We start from the raw sequence: 18500 nt of genomic DNA on the forward strand, positions 1-18500 counted from the left end.
CCAGAATCCCCCGCAACCCCGGCGGCCACGCACCACATTTGTGCCAGCCGGGGTATACATCGCGTTTTTCTTTCGATTGCACGGCAGCCGATCCGGCTAAGATACCAACATTGTCGCCGGGTGCCGATCGTTGCAGCATGCGTGGAACCCGGCAGATTGCACACAATGGCGATCGTGCTGCAGAGGCCTCGATCGCCGATAACGACCGGCTCACTCTTCGAGGCAATATGCGCGTAGCCATCATTGGCGGATCCAACTCAGTCATAGCCAACGGATACACCGGCAGGTTCGCCAGCCACCTTACTGCCATTTCGGGCCACGAGGTAACGCTAGACAACATTTCTGTAGGCGGCACCACGTCGCTCACCTCCATCGGCCGCCTTCAGGAAATTACCGAGGTACCCGATGTCGTCGTCCTCGAATATTCGCTGAACGATACGGGGCACCTCAATCATCGCCCCGACGGAGCGGAACTGAAACGCCTGTTCCTGGAGATTCTCCTCAACGCCGCGGCGGAGCGCTTCCCGGACGCGACCATCGTGCCGCTCATCCTGTCCGCCCAGCCGTTCTACAGGACCGACATTCATAACCAGATCTACGATGCTGAAATTGCATGGTATCGGGATCGCGGGATTTCGTTCGTCGACACGCGCTCGTGGTTCTTCGATACGTTCGGTTGGCCAATTCCGCCTTTCGTCTACTCGGATGAAGCGCACTACCACCGCGGCTGCACGGTCGCGATGATCGGCACGTTGCTGGCCGAACGTGTCAACGCGCTATGGCAACGGGGCCCGAAGCTCGGCGAACTGGCTCGCCCCATTTCCGTCCCCGGCACACAGGCACTCCTGAAGCCCCGCTTTGTTTCCGCGAAAGAAATCGCGGCGAAAACCGGTACGGAAAGCAAGCTCGGGCGAATCGAAAATCGGCATGTAAAAGCGGATTGTCTGACGCTGATGACCGGTGAACGGCTTGCCATCCCTGTTTCCGGCATTCCGATCGCCGTGTCACTCGCATCGAGCAACGCTCATTGGTACGCCGAACTGGAGCACGATGCGAGACTCGTCGCACTCTCGACCCGATATCAAGACATTCCGGAAGGAAAATTCATCTACTCAAGCATTCCGCTTCTCATGGAGAACAATCCCAGCCGGCTGACTGCAATACCCGAAACGGGAACCATTGCGCTACACACCAGGCTGGCGCCGCCGTCGGGGCAGATGTTCACGTTCGACGGATTCCATGATGCATCGCGCGAATCTCGCCGTGAAAACCAGCTCGATCTTGCCGGTGTTCTGGTTCTGGAAACTATTCGATAACCGCGCGCGGCGCAAAAACGGAGCGGCACACGATCGTTGTCGCTGCTCCGTTGCCGCGGAAGACCGGGGCATGACCGGTCTTCAGAACAGATCGGCCGTTGCGAACGGAACGCCTTGCTGATCCTTGGCAGAAACGATGGGCGCGTCGCCCAGCGGCCAGTCGATATTCAATTGCGGATCATTCCAGAGGATCGTTTTTTCGTACTCGGGATACCAGTAGTCCGTCGTCTTGTACAGGAATTCCGCCGAACTGGAGGTCACCACGAATCCGTGGGCAAATCCCTCGGGAATCCAGAACTGCCGATTATTTTCGGCAGAGAGCGTCACCCCCACCCATTGACCGAACGTAGGTGATGAGCGCCGCAAATCGACTGCGACGTCGAATACCTCACCGGAAACCACGCGAACGAGTTTAGCCTGAGTATGTTGTATCTGGTAGTGAAGGCCACGCAGCACATTCTTCGCCGATTTGGAATGGTTGTCTTGCACGAATTCCACGTCGCGACCAATTGCCTCGACAAACTTTTTCTGATTGAAACTCTCAAAGAAGAAACCGCGCTCATCACCGAAAACTCTCGGTTCGATAATCTTCAAGTCCGGAATATTCGTGTCAACGATATTCACTCGTTCTCCCCAGCTCAAATTCAAAGATCACCATCGCGGCCCATCACCGGATGTAGATTCCTCCGCCCGGGCGGCACCGCAGTACGGTCGACCGTGCATCGACGTCGTCCACTGGGCCTTGCCTCGTCGCGTAGTGCAGCAACGAAGCCGTGGCGGGAATCGTTGCACCTATCTGAAGACGGTCGTGGAGCTCCCTGCGCGTCGCCCGAAGATTACAACCAACGTGCGTGCATCCCGTTCAATGACATCCGCACATTCGACACTCCGCCGCGCCGGCGAATTCGCGGCGTCGATTATCACATGTAACGGTTAGAATATGAAGCCGCCCCGCCACGGGCTCCCAGCGAATATTCCCCATCATCCAGCTGACCTGTGCAAAGAATTTTATTAGACGTGACGCGTTTGCAGACCCGCCTCTGCAAACGCATGCTCCCAACCGGAGTGGACCGCGTCGGCCTCGAATACATTCGCCACTACGCGCCACGAGCTCGTGCCGTGCTGAGCGAACAGGGTTTTCACGCCGTGTTGTCGGAAAGCGATTCCGCCCTCGTGTTCCGGACCTTGCTGGAGCAGGATTTCAGTAGAGTCGCCGCGATGCGGATGCTCGGTGCCAAGGCGCTCCTAGCTGCATGGAAAAAAACGCCGGTTCCAGGCGGCGTCCTGTTGCACACCAGTCACTCAGGAATGGAGTTCGCGCGATACCCGCGGGCAATGCGCAAACTGGGCGTCCGCACCGTCTTCATGGTGCATGACCTGATTCCGCTGACTCATGCCGAATATTGTCGCGAAGGTGTTCGTGAAACGCATAGACGACGCATTCATACCGTTCTCGAACATGCGGCAGGTGTCATAGCCAATTCCAGCTTCACGCTGGATTCCCTCACCGACGAGGCGCATCGTGCCAGGATGACACTGCCACGCAGCGTCGTCGCCCGGCTGGCGCCCGGAATCGATCGACCGACGACGGACTCTCGCGCCCCTCTCGATACGCCTTATTTCGTCATGCTTGGCACCATAGAACCGCGCAAGAACCATTGGTTCATGTTGCATGTGTGGCGTCGAATCGTGGAGGAATCAGGCGGCAATGCGCCGAAGCTCGTCGTTATCGGTCGGCGCGGCTGGGAATGTGAGAACGTCGTCGACATGCTCGAGCGGTGCGAGAGCCTGAAGGGCGCCGTGGTGGAACAGTCCAACTGCTCCGATCGCGATCTGCAGGTGTGGCTGCAACACGCGCGCGCCCTTCTGTTTCCTTCGTTCGTGGAGGGCTACGGTATGCCGCTCGTCGAAGCACTGACGATGCAGGTCCCCGTCATCGCCAGCGACCTGGGCGTATTCCGGGAGGTGGCGGGTGACGTTCCCGACTACCTGGACCCGCTCGATGGCCCAGGCTGGATGGCCCGGATCCGCGCCTATTCGCAGGCACCGAGCCCCGAACGTGACAGCCAGCTGGTTCGAATCGCACAGTTTGGCCCGCCCACGTGGACCGAGCATTTCGCCCGGGTCGACCGCTTCCTGGAAGAACTGGATTGAATGTCCGCGCCACAATGAGCGATTCACCTCGAGAATCCGGGCACACTTGGACCTTGAAGCTGCACGAAATCACCCCAGGGCGACGCACGCTGAGCTGGTTGCTCGGCAAATCGCCCTATCATTGGGTCGACCGCAGGATGGCCGGGACGCTGGTGCAACGATTGGCACGCACATCCTCGCCGAAAACCCTGGCCGCATGGCCGGGCCCGGTTGCATCCTGTCGAGACTGGGGTATTCCACCCCTCTCGTGGTTTGCCGCGCCGCTCACCACGCACGATGCAATGCGCTCGCTGACCGACAGCATGAACAACATGCTGCTGACCGCGCAATCCGGTTGCCAGACGCCCGACATCCTGTCGCTGATGCAACGGGTACTCGAAACCGATGCATTGCACCCGGCGAACCAATTGACGGTCCCGCAACGGATCTTCGAATCTCACTCGCCTCGTTCACGTGTCGTCCTCGTCGACGAACGATCGCATTCCGCAACCAATCCCGGTTCACCTGAACGTGCTCGACGTCGCGCATTTCGCGCCATGCTGCAAAATGCACGATCGGCCCATCCCGACGCCGAGTTCTGGCTCGCGCGCTCCAGCGACCCCGGGAGCGGTGCCTGGCTGTCGTCCGATACGGCGCTGCCCAGCGACATTCGCCGGCTTCACGAACCGTATTCACTCAGAGAAGTGCTCAGTGCAGCCGATCATCTGTACGTCGTTGGTGCGTCGGAAGGTGTCGGCGGGCTATTGGCCGATGTCCCTACGCATGTGTTCGGCAAGCCGTACTACGCAGGATGGGGCCTCACGCACGACGCGCTCGAATTTCCGGAACGAATGGCTCGCCCGACACTTCCTGCATTTTTCGACGTAGCATTCCTTCGCCACGTCCGGTATCTGGATCCCGCAACGCACCAGCCCGGGACACTGGCGTCCGTACTGGAAAGCGTTGAGCTGCAACGATCCGTGGCCTCGCGCTTTTCGCGGCTCAAATGCGTTGCCGCCCTGCGTTTCCAATGGTGGAAACGGCCATTCGCCACCCCCTATCTGACAGCAGGTGGCGGCTCGTTGCGTTGGACCGATCTCCCCCGGCAACTGCGACCGGACGAACAGGCCGTCGTATGGGGCGGGCGCGACGCAACAGAGATTCCGTCCGGCGTTCAAGTCGTCAGGATCGAGGACGGCTTTCTCCATTCGATCGGTCTCGGGTCCGACATGATGGCGCCGTGCAGTCAGGTCATCGATCATCAAGGCCTTTATTTCGATGCAAGTCGTCCGAACGATCTGACGGCCATACTGAACGACACGACGTTTGATGCAGCCGAACTCACGCGCGCGACCGCGTTGCGCACCCTCATCGCGGAACTCGGCCTCACGAAGTACAACCTTGGCCGGCGCGCACCGACATGGCAGGCTCCGGGCGGCAAACGAGTCGTCCTCGTGCCGGGTCAAGTGGCTGACGACGCGTCCATCCGCCTCGGTACCCAGGCGATCAACACGGTCGAGATGCTGCTTCAGGAAGTTCGGCGGCTTCGGCCCGATGCGTTCGTCGTATACAAGCCGCATCCCGACGTCCTGTCAGGCAATCGTAACGGCCTCATCGACGCGGCACGATTCGCCGACATCGTCGACGCCGATGCCGATCTGATTTCGCTGATCGAACACGCCGACGAAGTCCATACGTTGTCGTCCCTGTCCGGCTTCGAAGCACTCTTGCGCGGCAAGGCGGTATTTACTTACGGTCTGCCGTTCTACGCCGGCTGGGGGCTCACGCATGACGCGCTCGCGCCGCTGCCGTGGCGCGAGCGCACCTTGTCTCTCGACATGCTGACGGCCGGCGCGCTGTTGCGCTATCCGCTGTATTGGGATTGGCATCTGCGACGCTTCACGACTCCGGAGGCCATTTGCAGACAGATCGCCAAAGCCGCGGGCCGCCCGCTGGAACAGGTTCGAGGCAACCGCGTACGCCCGTTACTGAAGGCGATTCGCTGGACCCGCAACGCACTGATTCATTTCCACTGGCGTTGCCGACAGCATTTCCAGCGCATGTAGGGCGACGACCGTCCGGCCTTCGCTCGGCAATCGCCATGCACGGAATCATTTTCGTAAGAGGAGGCGATCGCGATAGGCAGGACACCTCGACGAACGAGCATCGCACGGTAGCGTCGCGCGCCCGGCCTGGCAATGTACGATCTCGGGAATGCCGCGTTGCGAACACCTGTCTCCCGGACCGTTGCTCCCTCCGCTCCAGTCAGATATAAGAAACGAACCAGCCGCGGCTCGCCGGCCGCGCCCCTTCCCCCGGAGAACGCATGATCGATCTCGCCACCGCCCAGCAATTCCTGATGACCCGCGGCCTCGACTTCGGCCTCAACCTCCTCGCCGCGATCGTCTTGTGGTTCGTCGGCCGCTGGGCGATCCGCATCGGTACCCGCCTGCTCGGCAAGGTCGTGCGCCGCAGCGGCAAGGTCGACCCGACACTCACCGACTACCTGACCTCCGTCGTCGGCGTGCTGCTGACGATCCTGCTGATCCTCGCGATCCTGCAGATCTTCGGCGTGCAGACCACCTCGTTCGCCGCGCTGCTCGCCGGCCTTGGCCTCGCGATCGGTACCGCCTGGGGCGGCCTGCTCGCGCATTTCGCCGCAGGCGTGTTCATGCAGGTGCTGCGTCCGTTCAAGATCGGCGACGTGATCAGCGCGGGCGGCGTCACGGGCACGGTCAAGGAGCTCGGCCTGTTCGGCACGACGATCGTCACGCCGGACAACATCGTGACGATCGTCGGCAACAACAAGATCTTCTCGGACAACATCGCCAACTACAGCGCAACGTCGTATCGTCGCGTCGACCTGACCGCGAAGATCGCGAACGGCGTCGATGCGGTCGACGCGATCAACCGCCTGAAAGCGTCGATCCAGCAGATCCCGAACGTGCTGACCAGCCCGGCGCCGGACGTCGGCGTGCTGCAGTTCACGCCGGAAGGCCCGCTGCTGTTCGTGCGCCCGTCCACGCAACCGGAAAACTACTGGCAGGTGTACTGCGACACCAACCGCGTGATCCTCGAGACGTTCCGCGACGCGCAATACCCGACGCCCGAAACGCCGCTCTTGCATCGCAGCGCATGACGGCGGCACCGGACGAAAAAAAAGCGTGGCACCCGCCACGCTTTTTTATTGCCTGAAACCGAAGCGTCCGGGCTTACCGCCCGCCCGTCTTCTGCGCGTTATCCGACTGCTTCCCGCGCACCAGCTTCCACACCGCGCCGAGCGCGACCGGCACGATCGCCGCACCGATACCGACCAGCACGATCACGTTCAGGTACTGGCGGATGAACGGGATGTTGCCGAAGAAATACCCGAGCAGCACGAGCAGCAGCACCCACACCAGCGCGCCGATCACGTTGAAGAGCTGGAAGCGCGCGACGCTCATCGACGACGCGCCCGCGACGAACGGCGCGAACGTACGCACGACCGGGATGAAGCGCGCGAGCACGATCGTCTTGCCGCCGTGCTTGTCGTAGAACGAGTGGGTCTTCTGCAGCGCGGCGCGGTCAAGGAAGCGCTCGAGCACCGGGATATGCGTATTGAACACCTTCGGGCCGACCCAGCGGCCGATCAGGTAGTTCACGGTGTTGCCGGCGATCGCCGCGACGAGCAGCAGCACGATCAGCGCGCCGACGTTCATTTCGCCCGTCGCCGCGAACGCGCCGCCGATGAACAGCAGCGAATCGCCCGGCAGGAACGGGAACACGACGAGCCCCGTCTCGCAGAACACGATCAGGAACAGCACGAGATAGACCCACGCGCCGTACTGCCGGATGAAATCGCCGAGGAAGGCGTCGATATGCAGGACAAGGTTGACGAAATGAAGCAGCGTATCCAAATGCGATTCCTCGAAGGCGATAGGGCCGGAACGGCCGAAACAGGCCAGACTTGGCGGAAGCGCCCGCCGGCCAAGGCGGCGCGCGAAACGGAGCCATGATACCGAAACTACCTTAAGGCTCCGTGAAAAAACGTAACGCTCCGCCGCCCCGGCACGCATCCGCCGCCTCGCTATAATTCGGCCATGTCCGAAATCACCGAAACGGCCGCGGGCGACACGCCCGCCCCTGCTCCGCGCCCGCTGCGCGCGATCCAGCCCCTGCCCGACCAGCTGATCAGCCAGATCGCCGCCGGCGAGGTCGTCGAACGTCCGGCGTCGGTCGTCAAGGAGCTGCTCGAGAACGCGATGGACGCCGGCGCCACGACGCTGCGCATCGTGCTGGAAGAAGGCGGCGTCAAGCGCATCTCGATCACCGACGACGGCTGCGGGATTCCGCCCGACGAGCTGGCGCTCGCGCTGATGCGCCATGCGACCAGCAAGATCCGCTCGCTCGAGGAGCTCGAGGCGGTTGCCACGCTGGGTTTCCGCGGCGAAGCGCTCGCGTCGATCGCGTCGGTGGCCGAGATGTCGATCACGAGCCGGACGGCCGATGCCGCGCATGCGATGAAGATCGACGCGCAGACGGGCGTGCTGTCGCCCGCCGCCGGCGCGACCGGCACGACGATCGAGGTGCGCGAGCTGTACTTCAACACGCCCGCGCGGCGCAAGTTCCTGAAGAGCGAGCAGACCGAGTTCGGCCACTGCCTGGAAATGATCCGCCGCGCGGCGCTCGCGCGGCCGGACGTCGCGATCTCGGTGCTGCACAACGGCAAGGCCGTCGAGCACTGGAATGCGACCGAGCCCGCGCAGCGCGTCGCGAAGATCCTCGGCGACGGCTTCGCGACCGCGCACCTGCCGCTCGACGAGCAGGCCGGCCCGCTCGCCGTCTACGGCTGCGCCGGGCTGCCGACCGCAAGCCGCGGGCGCGCCGACCAGCAATACTTCTTCGTGAACGGCCGCTTCGTGCGCGACAAGCTGCTGACGCACGCGGTGCGCGCGGCCTATGAGGACGTGCTGCACGGCGACCGCTACCCGTCGTACGTGCTGTTTCTCGACCTGCCGCCGGAGGCCGTCGACGTGAACGTGCATCCGTCGAAGATCGAGGTACGCTTCCGCGATTCGCGCTCGATCCACCAGTACGTGTTCCATGCGGTCCAGCGCGCGCTCGCGCGCCATGCGGGCGCGTCGCCGGAAACCACGGCGGGCGGCCATGCTGCGCATATCGAACCGGCTCCGCGCGGGCCGTCGTCGTTCCTGGACACGCCGCTCGGGCAGAGCCAGGGCCACGCGACCGGCGGCATGGGTGGCACGGGCGGCAGCGGCTTCTCGTCGCCGTCGTCCTCGTCGGCAGGCAACACCTGGATGCGCCAGGCGCGGATGACGCAGGGCACGCTGCCCGTCGCGCAGCCGCTCGCGCTCTACGACGCGATGTTCGGCCGCAAGGATAGCGGCGCCGGCACGCCGGACGGCACGACCACCATCGCGCGCGACTCGGCCGATACGCCGCTCGCACCGCTGCCCGGCTTCACCGTATCGCCGATCGCCGCCACCGCGCACGACGAGCAGCCGCTCGGCTTCGCGCTCGGCCAGATCCACGGCATTTACGTGCTCGCGCAGAACGCGCACGGGCTCGTGATCGTCGACATGCACGCGGCACACGAGCGGATCCTGTACGAACAGTTCAAGAACGCGCTCGCCGACCGCTCGGTCGCCGTGCAGGCGCTGCTGCTGCCGATCTCGATGACGGCCACGCCGGTCGAAATCGGCACGGTCGAGGAAGAGCGCGACACGCTCGAATCGCTCGGCTTCGACCTGGCGGTGCTGTCGCCGACGACGCTCGCGATCCGCGCGGTCCCGGCACTGCTGAAGGATGCCGACCTGCAGTCGCTCGCGCGCGCGGTGCTCGCCGACCTGCACGCGTTCGGCGGCTCGCGCGTGCTTACCGAGCGCCAGCACGAGCTGCTCGGCACGCTCGCCTGCCACCACGCGGTGCGCGCGAACCGGCGGCTGACGCTCGACGAGATGAACGCGCTGCTGCGGCAGATGGAGGCGACCGAACGCGCGGACCAGTGCAATCACGGCCGGCCGACGTGGTATCAGCTCACGCTGAACGATCTCGACCGCCTGTTCATGCGCGGACAATGAGCGCTTCACCTCAGTCCTCTCCGACGACGATCGCCTGCCTGCTCGGCCCCACCGCATCGGGCAAGACGGCCGCGGCGCTGGCACTCGCCGCGCGCCGCCCGATCGAGATCGTCAGCGTCGATTCGGCGCTCGTCTACCGCGACATGGATATCGGCACCGCGAAGCCTTCGCGTGAAGAGCGCGCGAGCGTGCCGCACCACCTGATCGACATCATCGATCCGGCCGACGCGTATTCGGCCGCGAGTTTCCGCGCCGACACGCTGCGCCTGATCGGCGAGATCGCCGCGCGCGGCCGCACGCCGCTGCTCGCGGGCGGCACGATGCTGTACTACAAGGCACTGACGCAGGGGCTCAACGACCTGCCCGGCGCCGATCCGGACGTGCGTGCGACCCTCGATGCGGAAGCCGCGCGCGATGGCTGGCCCGCGTTGCACGCGCGACTCGCGCAGGTCGATCCCGACACGGCCGCGCGGCTCGCGCCGAACGATTCGCAACGGATCCAGCGGGCGCTCGAAGTGTTCATGCTGAGCGGGCAGCCGATGTCGGTACTGCTCGCCGCCCCGCGACGCAGCGACGATGCGGCCGCCGCTTACCGCTTCGTGCCGGTCGCGCTCGAGCCGTCCGATCGCGCGGTACTGCACGCCCGGATCGCGCAGCGCTTCGATGCGATGCTCGACGCGGGCTTCATCGACGAAGTCGAGCGGCTGCGCCGTCGCGAGGACCTCCATCCCGACTTGCCGTCGATGCGCTGCGTCGGCTACCGGCAGGCTTGGGAATTCCTCGACGGCGACACCGACTACCGGACGATGCGCGACAAGGGCATCTTCGCGACGCGCCAGCTCTGCAAGCGCCAGATCACCTGGCTGCGCGCGATGCCGGAGCGGATCGTCGTCGACTGCATCGCGCCGGACGCCACGGCCCGCGCGCTCGACGCGCTCGAACGCGTGCTCGACGGCGGCACGCCGGCCTGACCGTCAGCCGCGCGCGCGTGCTGTCAGGCGCGCGCGGGCGCCGTCGACGATCAGCGCGACGCCGCGCTCGAACGCTTCGTCGCCGCCGCGAGCGCGCAGCGCGGCCCAGCCCTTGGCGAGCAACGGGAACTCGGCCGCGTCCGGCAGGGGCGCATCGGCCTCGCCTTCGGGTTCCGCCTGTTCCTCCAGCACCCATCCAACCACGAAGCGGCCCAGCGCATACATCACGTCGACCGCCTCGTCCGGCGCGAAACCCGCTTCGCCGAGCAGCGCGACCTTGCGTTCGATCGAGCTGAAATGCAGCGCCCGCGGCCGGGTACCGGCATGCAGGCGCGCGCCGTCGCGATAAGCCAGCAGCGCGCGGCGGAAACTGCGCGCGTTGTCGAGAAGCCACGCATCCCACGCCTCGCCCGGCCGCGGCAGCGTCGCATCGTGCCGCTCGAGCATGATCGCCTCGGCCATCGCGTCGAGCAGTTCGGCCTTGTTCCGGAAATGCCAGTAAAGCGTCGGCGACTGCACGCCGAGCCGCTCGGCGAGCCGCCGCGTCGACAGCCCATCGATGCCGACCTCATCGAGCAGGTCGAGCGCCGCGCGCAGTACCGTGTCGCGCGTCAGCCGCGCCCCTGTGTCCTTCATCTCTATCACCGATAGGGAAAGCTGTGGAATAATCGCCACTCTATCACCGATAGAGTCACACTCTTGAATCCGTCCCTGATTGCCATTCTGGCCACGGTCCTGCTCGACGCGATCGGCGTCGGGATCGTGATGCCGATCCTCCCCGGGCTCCTGCGCTCGCTCGCCGATGCAAGCAGCACCGACACCCACTACGGGGTCCTGCTCGCGCTGTACGCGTTCGCGCAGTTCCTGTGCGCACCGCTGCTCGGCGCGCTGAGCGACCGCGTCGGCCGCCGGCCCGTCCTGCTCGTGTCGCTCGCGGGCGCCGCGCTCGACTACCTGCTGATGGCGCTCGCGCCGACGCTCGCCTGGCTCTACGTCGGGCGGCTGATCGCGGGCATCACCGGCGCGAACGTCGCGGTAGCGACTGCATACGTCACCGACGTCTCGGCCGAACCCGACCGCGCACGACGCTTCGGCCAGCTCGGCGCGATGATGGGCATCGGCTTCATCGCGGGCCCGTTGATCGGCGGCCTGCTCGGCGCGCTGCAGGTGCGCGCGCCGTTCGTCGCGGCCGCCGTGCTCAACGCGCTCAACCTCGTGCTCGTCTGGCGCGCGCTACCGGAATCGCGGCCGCGTTCGGCCCGCGAAGGCCAAACGGCCGGCGCGCTCAACCCGTTCGCCAGCCTGCGCCGGCTGACCGGCTCACCGGCGCTCGTGCCGCTGATCGGCATTTACGTGATCGTGGCGCTGGTGTCGCAGGCGCCCGCCACGCTGTGGATCCTGTACGGCCAGGAACATTTCGGGTGGTCGACACCGATCGCGGGGCTGTCGCTGGCGGGCTACGGTGCGTGTCACGCGCTCGCGCAGGCTTTCGCGATCGGGCCGCTGATCGCGCGGCTCGGCGAGCGCCGCGCGCTCGCACTGGGCCTCGCGGGCGACGCGCTCGGGCTCGTGGCGATTGCGTTCGCGACCGCCGCGTGGGTGCCGTTCGCGTTGCTGCCGCTGTTCGCGGCGGGCGGCATGACGCTGCCGGCGCTGCCGGCGCTGCAGGCGATGCTCGCGCGGCAGGTCGACGATGCGCGCCAGGGTGAACTGCAAGGCGCGCTCGCGAGCGTGGCGAGCCTGATCGGTGTCGCGGGGCCGCTGGTCGTCACCGCAACCTATGCGGCGACACGCGCGACCTGGCCGGGGCTCGTCTGGGCCGCGGCCGCGCTGCTTTATCTGCTCGTCCCGCCGTTGCTGGCCGGTGCCCGGCCAGCGGGCGCGGCGCGGCCGTCCGCCTGAGCGCCGGCCGGCACCGTCACGCCCGCCGCCATGCTCAATGCGCGAGCGTCACGAGATTGGCATCGCGGACGAGCTGCCAGCGGCCGTCGGCCTTGCGGAAGATCGTCAGCGTATGGCCCGAACGGCGGATCGTCTCGCCGCCCGGCGGAGTCGCCTCGATCTCGATGAAATTGCGCATGTACGCCCAGTCGCCCAGCACGCGCAGTTCGTCGATCCGGTAACGGCCGTCGATCGTCGGCGCGGGCCCGCCCCCGGCGTTCGCGTCACGCGACGCGGCCGCAAACGCCGCCTTGTCGAACGGCGGCCTGCCGGCCACCATGAAGATCGCGTCGTCGGCGATCAGGTCGAGCACGGTCGCCAGGTCGCCGCGGCGGCTCGATACGAACCAGTTGTCCACGAGCTCACGGATCGCGCGTTCGTCTTCGGTCATCGTCGCTCCTCCTTCATCGGCGCGCGCCCGTACGCCGCGCGGCGCCCGAAAAAAAAGCCGCCCGGATCGACTCCGGGCGGCTTTCCTTGCTGCATCTGCTGCGGCCGTGCGTCAGACCACGACGGTCTGCGCCTCGCCTTCGCGGGTCGCACGCACGGTGCCGATCTTCCACACCTGTTCGCCGGCGGCGGTCAGGTCGGCGATCGCTGCGTCGGCATCGGCCGCCGAAACGATCACGGCCATGCCGATCCCGCAGTTGAACACGCGGTGCATTTCCGCGTCGGCAACGCCGCCGTGCTCCTGCAGCCACTTGAACAGCGGCGGCAGCGGCCACGCGTTCTGGTCGAGCTCGGCGGTGAGGCCTTCGCGCAGCACGCGCGGAATGTTCTCGACGAGGCCGCCGCCGGTGATGTGCGCCATGCCCTTCACCGACAGCTTCTGCATCAGCGCGAGCAGCGGCTTCACGTAGATGCGCGTGGGTGCCATCAGCGCGTCGGCGAGCGAGCGGCCGTGGAAATCGGCCGACAGGTCGGGGTTCGCGCGCTCGATGATCTTGCGCACGAGCGAGAAGCCGTTCGAGTGGATGCCGCTCGATGCGAGGCCCAGCACCACGTCGCCCTCGGCGATCGTGCTGCCGTCGATGATCTTGCTCTTCTCGACCGCGCCGACCGCGAAGCCGGCCAGGTCGTATTCGCCGTCCGGGTACATGCCCGGCATTTCGGCCGTTTCACCGCCGATCAGCGCGCAGCCGGACAGTTCGCAACCCTGCGCGATGCCCTTGACGACCGTTGCCGCGGTATCGACGTCGAGCTTGCCGCACGCGAAGTAGTCGAGGAAGAACAGCGGCTCGGCGCCCTGCACGAGGATGTCGTTCACGCTCATCGCGACGAGATCCTGGCCGACGGTGTCGTGTTTGTTCAGATGAAAGGCCAGCTTGAGCTTGGTGCCCACGCCGTCGGTGCCCGACACGAGCACGGGCTCCTTGTACTTCTTCGGTACTTCGAACAGCGCGCCGAACCCGCCGATGCCGCCGAGCACGCCGTCGCGCAGGGTTTTCTTCGCAAAAGGCTTGATCTTGTCGATGAGCGCGTCGCCCGCGTCGATGTCGACGCCTGCGTCGCGATAGGACAGACCTTGGGCGTCGGGAGCGGATTTCGGAGGATTCATGGGGGAATGCGAGAAGGTCGGTAAAATGCGATTTTACCCGAAGCCGGCCCGTTGGCCGGAATTCCCAGCACCGAATCGTCAGGGATTGCATCTTGGTCAACACGTCCCCGTTTTCATCGCCGAGCGAACCGCGCCGAAACCGGCGTGGCGCCGTGCGTGCGGGCGCGCGTGAAGCCCGCGAAGGCGCAGTTCCCGGCGCGTGCCCGGCGTACGGCACGCGTATTTTCAACCGACCCGCATTGTGACTGTTGTGTCCCGTCAACTGACGCTCGATCTCGGCACGCCGCCGCCCGCCACGTTCGACAACTTCATCATGAACGAGGAGAACGACGAGCTCATCTCGCGCCTGCAGAAGCTCGACCTCGCGCTCGCGGCGGGCCCCGTGCCGGACCGGTCGTTCTATATCTGGGGCGAGCCCGGATGCGGCCGCACCCATCTGCTGCAGGCGCTCGTGAGCGACGCCTCGTACGGCTATGCGCGTTATCTCACACCGCAAAGCCCGCTCGGCGCGTTCACGTTCGACCCGCGCATCGGCATCTACGCGATCGACGACTGCGACCGGATGAGCGACACCCAGCAGGTCGCGCTGTTCAACCTGTTCAACGAAGTGCGCGCGCACCCGTCGAGCGCGTTCGTCGCGGCGGGCCCCGCGGCGCCGCTCGCGCTCGACGTGCGCGAGGATCTCCGCACGCGCCTCGGCTGGGGGCTCGTGTTCCACCTGTCGCCGCCGTCCGATGCCGGCAAGATCGCCGTGCTCAAGCTCGCGGCGAAGGAACGCGGGATCGCGCTCACCGACGACATCGCCGCCTATCTGCTGACCCATTTCCGCCGCGACATGCCGAGCCTGATGGCGCTGCTCGACGCGCTCGACCGCTTCTCGCTCGAGCAGAAACGCGCCGTCACGCTGCCGTTGCTGCGCCGCATGCTGGCGCGTCCCGGCGACGACATCACCCCACCGGGCACGGGCCCGAACCGCTTCGAGTAAAATGCGCTTCCATGACTAATCTGGCACTCTTTGACCTCGATCACACGCTGATCCCGACCGATAGCGACCACGAATGGGGCCGCTTCATGGTGAAGCTCGGCATCGTCGACGCGGAAAGCTTCTCGCGTCAGAACGACCAGTTCTTCGCCGACTACAAGGCCGGCAAGCTCGACATCCACGCGTACCTCACGGCGATGCTCACGCCGCTCGCGAAGTATTCGCGTGCGCAGCTCGCGCAATGGCACGAGCAGTACATGCACGAGGTGATCCGGCCCGCAATGACGCCCGCCGCGCTCGAACTCGTGAGGAAGCACCTCGATGCGGGCGACCTGTGCTGCGTCGTGACGGCGACCAACGAATTCATCACGCGCCCGATCGCCACCGCGTTCGGCGTCGACACGCTGATCGCCTGCGAGGTCGAGACGACCGACGGGCATCCCGATTCGCCGTACACGGGCCGGCCGACCGGCACGCCGAGCTATCGCGAAGGCAAGATCGTGCGGACCGAAGCGTGGCTCGCGTCGCTCGGCAAGCAATGGAGCGACTTCACGCACACCTACTTCTACAGCGACTCGCACAACGACATCCCGTTGCTCGAGAAAGTCACCGACCCGATCGCGACCAACCCTGACGACACGCTGCGCGCGCATGCAAGCAACCGCGGCTGGCGCATCCTCGATCTCTTCTGAACGTCGTGATCAAAAAATTCATTCGCAAACTGCTCGGCCAGGACGAAACCGAGCAAACCTCTCCCGCAGCGGCTCCGGCCGACGAAGCGGCCCCTGCTACCCCGCGTGCCCCGAAAGGCGCCCGCGGCGGCACGAAAAAGCCGCGCAGCAACCATGAGCCGACCGTCGTGCCGGCCAGCGTGCACGGCATCAACCCGGCGCTGATCTCGAAGAATGCCGTGCGCGTGACCGACACGCTGCAGCAGGCGGGCTTCCGCGCCTTCATCGTCGGCGGTGCGGTACGCGACCTGCTGCTCGGCATCGCGCCGAAGGACTTCGACGTCGCGACCGATGCGACGCCCACCGAGGTGCAGCGCCTGTTCCGCCGCGCGCGCCTGATCGGCCGCCGCTTCCAGATCGTCCACGTGCAGTTCGGCCAGGAGCTGATCGAGGTGTCGACGTTCCGCGCGCTGGTCGATGCGCCGCCCGAGGCGGCCGCTGCCGAGCCGCCGAAGCGCCTGAAGCGCGACGAACTCGATCGCCGCACCCATGCGGTCGACGCGAGCGGCCGCGTGCTGCGCGACAACGTGTGGGGCGAGCAGCACGAAGACGCCGCACGCCGCGACTTCACGATCAACGCGATGTACTACGACCCGTCGACGCAGACGGTGCTCGACTACCACGACGGGATGGCCGACGTGCGCGCCCGCCTGTTGCGGATGATCGGCGATCCGGCCACGCGTTTCCGCGAGGATCCGGTGCGGATGCTGCGCGTCGTGCGCTTCGCGGCGAAGCTCGGTTTCGAGATCGAGCCGCACACGCGCGAGCCGATCAACGCGCTCGCCGACCTGATCAACAACGTGCCGGCCGCGCGCCTGTTCGACGAAATGCTGAAGCTGCTGCTGTCGGGCCACGCGCTCGCGTGCCTGAAGCAGCTGCGCAAGGAAGGCCTGCACCACGGGCTGCTGCCGCTGCTCGACGTCGTGCTCGAACAGCCGCAGGGCGAGAAATTCATCACGCTCGCGCTGAACAACACCGATGCACGCGTGCGCGCCGGCAAGCCGGTTTCCCCGGGCTTCCTGTTCGCGACGCTGCTGTGGCACGACATGCGCCAGCGCTTCGAGCAATACACGGCCGAAGGCGAAATCCCGGTGCCGGCGCTCCATCGCGCGATGGACGACGTGCTCGACATGCAGACCGAGAAACTCGCGATCCACAAGCGCTACTCGGCCGACATGCGCGAGATCTGGGGCCTGCAGCTGCGCCTCGAGAAACGCTCGGGCCGCAGCGCGATGAGGCTGCTGGAACACCAAAGGTTTAGAGCGGGGTATGATTTCCTCCTGTTACGCTGCGAATCCGGCGAGCTCGATGCGGAAGTCGGACAGTGGTGGACGGATTTCATCGAAGGCGACGCGGCCGCTCGCGAGGCATTGCTCACGCAGGGCGGCTCGAAGGAAAAATCGCCCCGCAAGCGGCGCCGCCGCGGCGGTGCGCGAAACCGCAAGCCGGGTGAAGGTGCCGCCGAGCAGGCACCGGACACCTCGGGCGGTTCCGACGACTGACGCGCACGACGGCGAACGACGTAGGAAGTGATGCCATGACGGTTGCATATATCGGACTGGGGGCGAATCTCGGCGATGCGCGCCAGACCCTGAAGGACGCGGTGGTGTGCCTCGCGCAGCAGCGCACCATCTCGATCCTCGGCAAATCGAGCCTGTATCGCACGGCGCCCTTCGAAGCGGGCGGCGACGACTACTACAACTGCGTCGTCAAGCTCGACACGACGCTGTCGGCGCGCGAGCTGCTCGCGCTCTGCCAGAAGATCGAACATCACTTCGGCCGCGAGCGCCCGTATCGCAACGCGCCGCGCACGCTCGACCTCGACATCCTGCTGTTCGGCGCCGACTCGATCGACGAACCCGACCTGATCGTCCCGCACCCGCGCCTCACCGATCGCGCGTTCGCGCTCGTGCCGCTCGTGGAGATCGAGCCCGCACTCGACATTCCCGCGCGCGGCCGTGCCGATACCTTCCTCGCCGCCGTCGCGGATCAGCGTGTCGAGAAGGTGCAGACCTGCCAGTGCCTGATGCAGAAGGCGCTCGCCGCCAGCGCAGACGCCGACAAGAACCGCTGCCGATGACCCCGACACCCCTCACCGTCACTGCGCCCGACCTGCGCGCCCCGCACCGCTATCTCGTGATCGAAGGCCCGATCGGCGTCGGCAAGACGACGCTGGCGCGCCTGCTCGCCGAACGCTGGTCGATGCAGACGCTGCTTGAGCGCCCGCAGGACAACCCGTTCCTCGAACGCTTCTATCGCGATACCGCGCGCTACGCGCTGCCCGTGCAGCTGTCGTTCGCGCTGCAGCGTGCGCAGCAGGCACGCGAGCTGATCGGTGCGCTCGAAACGGGCCGCCCGGTCATCGCCGATTTCATGCCGCAGAAAAACGACATCTTCGCGCGGCTGAACCTGCCGGAAGACGAGTGGCAGCTCTACCGTTCGGTCGCCACGCACGTGGACGTGCCGCAGGCGCCGTCGCCCGACCTCGTCGTGTACCTGCAGGCGAGCCCCGAAGTGCTGTTCTCGCGCATCCAGAAGCGCGGGCTGCCGATGGAGCTGCAGATCAGCGACGCGTACCTGCGCTCGCTCGTCGACGCGTACAACGAATTCTTCTACCACTACGACCGCACGCCGGTGCTGACGGTCGCCGCGGAACACCTGAACCCGCAGGAATCCCCCGAAGATCTCGCCCTGCTGGTCGAGCGCATCGAGACGATGCGCGGCCGCAAGGAATTCTTCGTCAAGGGCGAGACGACGCGCTGACGCGTCCTCGCCTGTCGTTCCTTAC

At 65.8% G+C, this 18500-nt stretch carries 17 protein-coding genes; 12 read left to right on the top strand and 5 right to left on the bottom strand.

Features of this window, described 5'->3' with window-relative positions:
- The first annotated feature begins 137 nt into the window (after positions 1-137).
- Positions 138-1316 carry an SGNH/GDSL hydrolase family protein gene (locus tag DM992_RS00140; protein WP_111015245.1) on the top strand — a complete coding sequence of 393 codons (1179 nt, stop codon included), beginning with the start codon at positions 138-140 and terminating at the stop codon, positions 1314-1316.
- A gap of 81 nt (positions 1317-1397) precedes the next feature.
- Here the strand turns inward: DM992_RS00140 and rfbC are convergent, their stop codons facing one another.
- A complete protein-coding gene (gene rfbC / locus DM992_RS00145; RefSeq protein WP_111015246.1) occupies positions 1398-1940 on the bottom strand; it encodes a dTDP-4-dehydrorhamnose 3,5-epimerase in 543 nt (180 codons plus the stop codon).
- 372 nt (positions 1941-2312) lie between these two features.
- Here rfbC and DM992_RS00150 point away from each other — a divergent pair, with 372 nt between their 5' ends.
- The 3 genes from DM992_RS00150 (at position 2313) to DM992_RS00160 (ending at position 6588) form a co-directional block, all read left to right on the top strand.
- Positions 2313-3470, top strand: coding sequence for a glycosyltransferase family 1 protein (locus DM992_RS00150; protein ID WP_111015247.1), 1158 nt, complete (start codon positions 2313-2315; stop codon positions 3468-3470).
- 14 nt (positions 3471-3484) lie between these two features.
- A complete protein-coding gene (locus DM992_RS00155; RefSeq protein ID WP_111015248.1) occupies positions 3485-5515 on the top strand; it encodes a capsular biosynthesis protein in 2031 nt (676 codons plus the stop codon).
- A gap of 260 nt (positions 5516-5775) precedes the next feature.
- Positions 5776-6588 carry a mechanosensitive ion channel family protein gene (locus DM992_RS00160; protein ID WP_027788301.1) on the top strand — a complete coding sequence of 271 codons (813 nt, stop codon included), beginning with the start codon at positions 5776-5778 and terminating at the stop codon, positions 6586-6588.
- A 73-nt stretch (positions 6589-6661) separates the two neighbouring features.
- Here DM992_RS00160 and DM992_RS00165 read toward each other — a convergent pair whose 3' ends face one another.
- Complete coding sequence (locus DM992_RS00165; RefSeq protein ID WP_021162200.1) at positions 6662-7345, bottom strand: DedA family protein; 684 nt, start codon at positions 7343-7345, stop codon at positions 6662-6664.
- 183 nt (positions 7346-7528) lie between these two features.
- Here DM992_RS00165 and mutL point away from each other — a divergent pair, with 183 nt between their 5' ends.
- Complete coding sequence (gene mutL / locus DM992_RS00170; RefSeq protein ID WP_060174579.1) at positions 7529-9529, top strand: DNA mismatch repair endonuclease MutL; 2001 nt, start codon at positions 7529-7531, stop codon at positions 9527-9529.
- Positions 9526-10500 (top strand): tRNA (adenosine(37)-N6)-dimethylallyltransferase MiaA, encoded by a 975-nt coding sequence (miaA, locus tag DM992_RS00175; RefSeq protein ID WP_060084047.1) that lies wholly within the window; start codon positions 9526-9528, stop codon positions 10498-10500. The genes mutL and miaA overlap by 4 nt, the downstream gene beginning before the upstream one ends.
- A 3-nt stretch (positions 10501-10503) precedes the next feature.
- Here the strand turns inward: miaA and tetR are convergent, their stop codons facing one another.
- The gene (tetR, locus tag DM992_RS00180) at positions 10504-11136 is read right to left on the bottom strand and encodes a tetracycline resistance transcriptional repressor TetR (protein WP_111015249.1); all 633 of its coding nucleotides are present in this window, start codon (positions 11134-11136) and stop codon (positions 10504-10506) included.
- Between the two features lie 63 nt (positions 11137-11199).
- Here tetR and tet point away from each other — a divergent pair, with 63 nt between their 5' ends.
- The gene (gene tet / locus DM992_RS00185) at positions 11200-12402 is read left to right on the top strand and encodes a Tet(A)/Tet(B)/Tet(C) family tetracycline efflux MFS transporter (RefSeq protein WP_111015250.1); all 1203 of its coding nucleotides are present in this window, start codon (positions 11200-11202) and stop codon (positions 12400-12402) included.
- A 34-nt stretch (positions 12403-12436) separates the two neighbouring features.
- Here the strand turns inward: tet and DM992_RS00190 are convergent, their stop codons facing one another.
- Positions 12437-12832 carry an SgcJ/EcaC family oxidoreductase gene (locus tag DM992_RS00190; protein WP_027788306.1) on the bottom strand — a complete coding sequence of 132 codons (396 nt, stop codon included), beginning with the start codon at positions 12830-12832 and terminating at the stop codon, positions 12437-12439.
- Positions 12833-12943: 111 nt separating this feature from the next.
- Positions 12944-13999 (bottom strand): phosphoribosylformylglycinamidine cyclo-ligase, encoded by a 1056-nt coding sequence (purM, locus tag DM992_RS00195; RefSeq protein ID WP_006484927.1) that lies wholly within the window; start codon positions 13997-13999, stop codon positions 12944-12946.
- A gap of 250 nt (positions 14000-14249) precedes the next feature.
- Here purM and hda point away from each other — a divergent pair, with 250 nt between their 5' ends.
- The 5 genes from hda to DM992_RS00220 are packed head-to-tail and all read left to right on the top strand — an operon-like array spanning position 14250 to position 18475.
- Complete coding sequence (gene hda, locus DM992_RS00200) at positions 14250-14984, top strand: DnaA regulatory inactivator Hda (protein ID WP_006484992.1); 735 nt, start codon at positions 14250-14252, stop codon at positions 14982-14984.
- 11 nt (positions 14985-14995) lie between these two features.
- On the top strand, positions 14996-15673 hold the full coding sequence (locus DM992_RS00205; protein ID WP_021162206.1) for an HAD family hydrolase: 678 nt from the start codon (positions 14996-14998) through the stop codon (positions 15671-15673).
- A 5-nt stretch (positions 15674-15678) separates the two neighbouring features.
- Positions 15679-17214, top strand: a complete 1536-nt coding sequence (pcnB, locus tag DM992_RS00210; protein WP_060084050.1) for a polynucleotide adenylyltransferase PcnB — start codon at positions 15679-15681, stop codon at positions 17212-17214.
- A gap of 35 nt (positions 17215-17249) precedes the next feature.
- Positions 17250-17792 (top strand): 2-amino-4-hydroxy-6-hydroxymethyldihydropteridine diphosphokinase, encoded by a 543-nt coding sequence (gene folK / locus DM992_RS00215; RefSeq protein ID WP_059698831.1) that lies wholly within the window; start codon positions 17250-17252, stop codon positions 17790-17792.
- The gene (locus tag DM992_RS00220) at positions 17789-18475 is read left to right on the top strand and encodes a deoxynucleoside kinase (protein WP_111015251.1); all 687 of its coding nucleotides are present in this window, start codon (positions 17789-17791) and stop codon (positions 18473-18475) included. Before folK ends, DM992_RS00220 begins: the two co-directional genes overlap by 4 nt.
- Positions 18476-18500 lie beyond the last annotated feature (25 nt).

This window comes from Burkholderia sp. JP2-270 (genome assembly GCF_003233675.1).
GTDB classification, from domain to species: Bacteria; Pseudomonadota; Gammaproteobacteria; order Burkholderiales; family Burkholderiaceae; genus Burkholderia; species Burkholderia pyrrocinia_C.

Excerpts from the sequence above, each read along its gene's own strand:
- DM992_RS00140 (WP_111015245.1), top strand. The coding sequence starts at position 138 with ATGCGTGGAACCCGGCAGATTGCACACAATGGCGATCGTGCTGCAGAG.
- DM992_RS00155 (WP_111015248.1), top strand. The coding sequence starts at position 3,485 with ATGAGCGATTCACCTCGAGAATCCGGGCACACTTGGACCTTGAAGCTG.
- DM992_RS00160 (WP_027788301.1), top strand. The coding sequence starts at position 5,776 with ATGATCGATCTCGCCACCGCCCAGCAATTCCTGATGACCCGCGGCCTC.
- mutL (WP_060174579.1), top strand. The coding sequence starts at position 7,529 with ATGTCCGAAATCACCGAAACGGCCGCGGGCGACACGCCCGCCCCTGCT.
- miaA (WP_060084047.1), top strand. The coding sequence starts at position 9,526 with ATGAGCGCTTCACCTCAGTCCTCTCCGACGACGATCGCCTGCCTGCTC.
- tetR (WP_111015249.1), bottom strand. The coding sequence starts at position 11,136 with ATGAAGGACACAGGGGCGCGGCTGACGCGCGACACGGTACTGCGCGCG.
- DM992_RS00190 (WP_027788306.1), bottom strand. The coding sequence starts at position 12,832 with ATGACCGAAGACGAACGCGCGATCCGTGAGCTCGTGGACAACTGGTTC.
- purM (WP_006484927.1), bottom strand. The coding sequence starts at position 13,999 with ATGAATCCTCCGAAATCCGCTCCCGACGCCCAAGGTCTGTCCTATCGC.
- DM992_RS00205 (WP_021162206.1), top strand. The coding sequence starts at position 14,996 with ATGACTAATCTGGCACTCTTTGACCTCGATCACACGCTGATCCCGACC.
- folK (WP_059698831.1), top strand. The coding sequence starts at position 17,250 with ATGACGGTTGCATATATCGGACTGGGGGCGAATCTCGGCGATGCGCGC.
- DM992_RS00220 (WP_111015251.1), top strand. The coding sequence starts at position 17,789 with ATGACCCCGACACCCCTCACCGTCACTGCGCCCGACCTGCGCGCCCCG.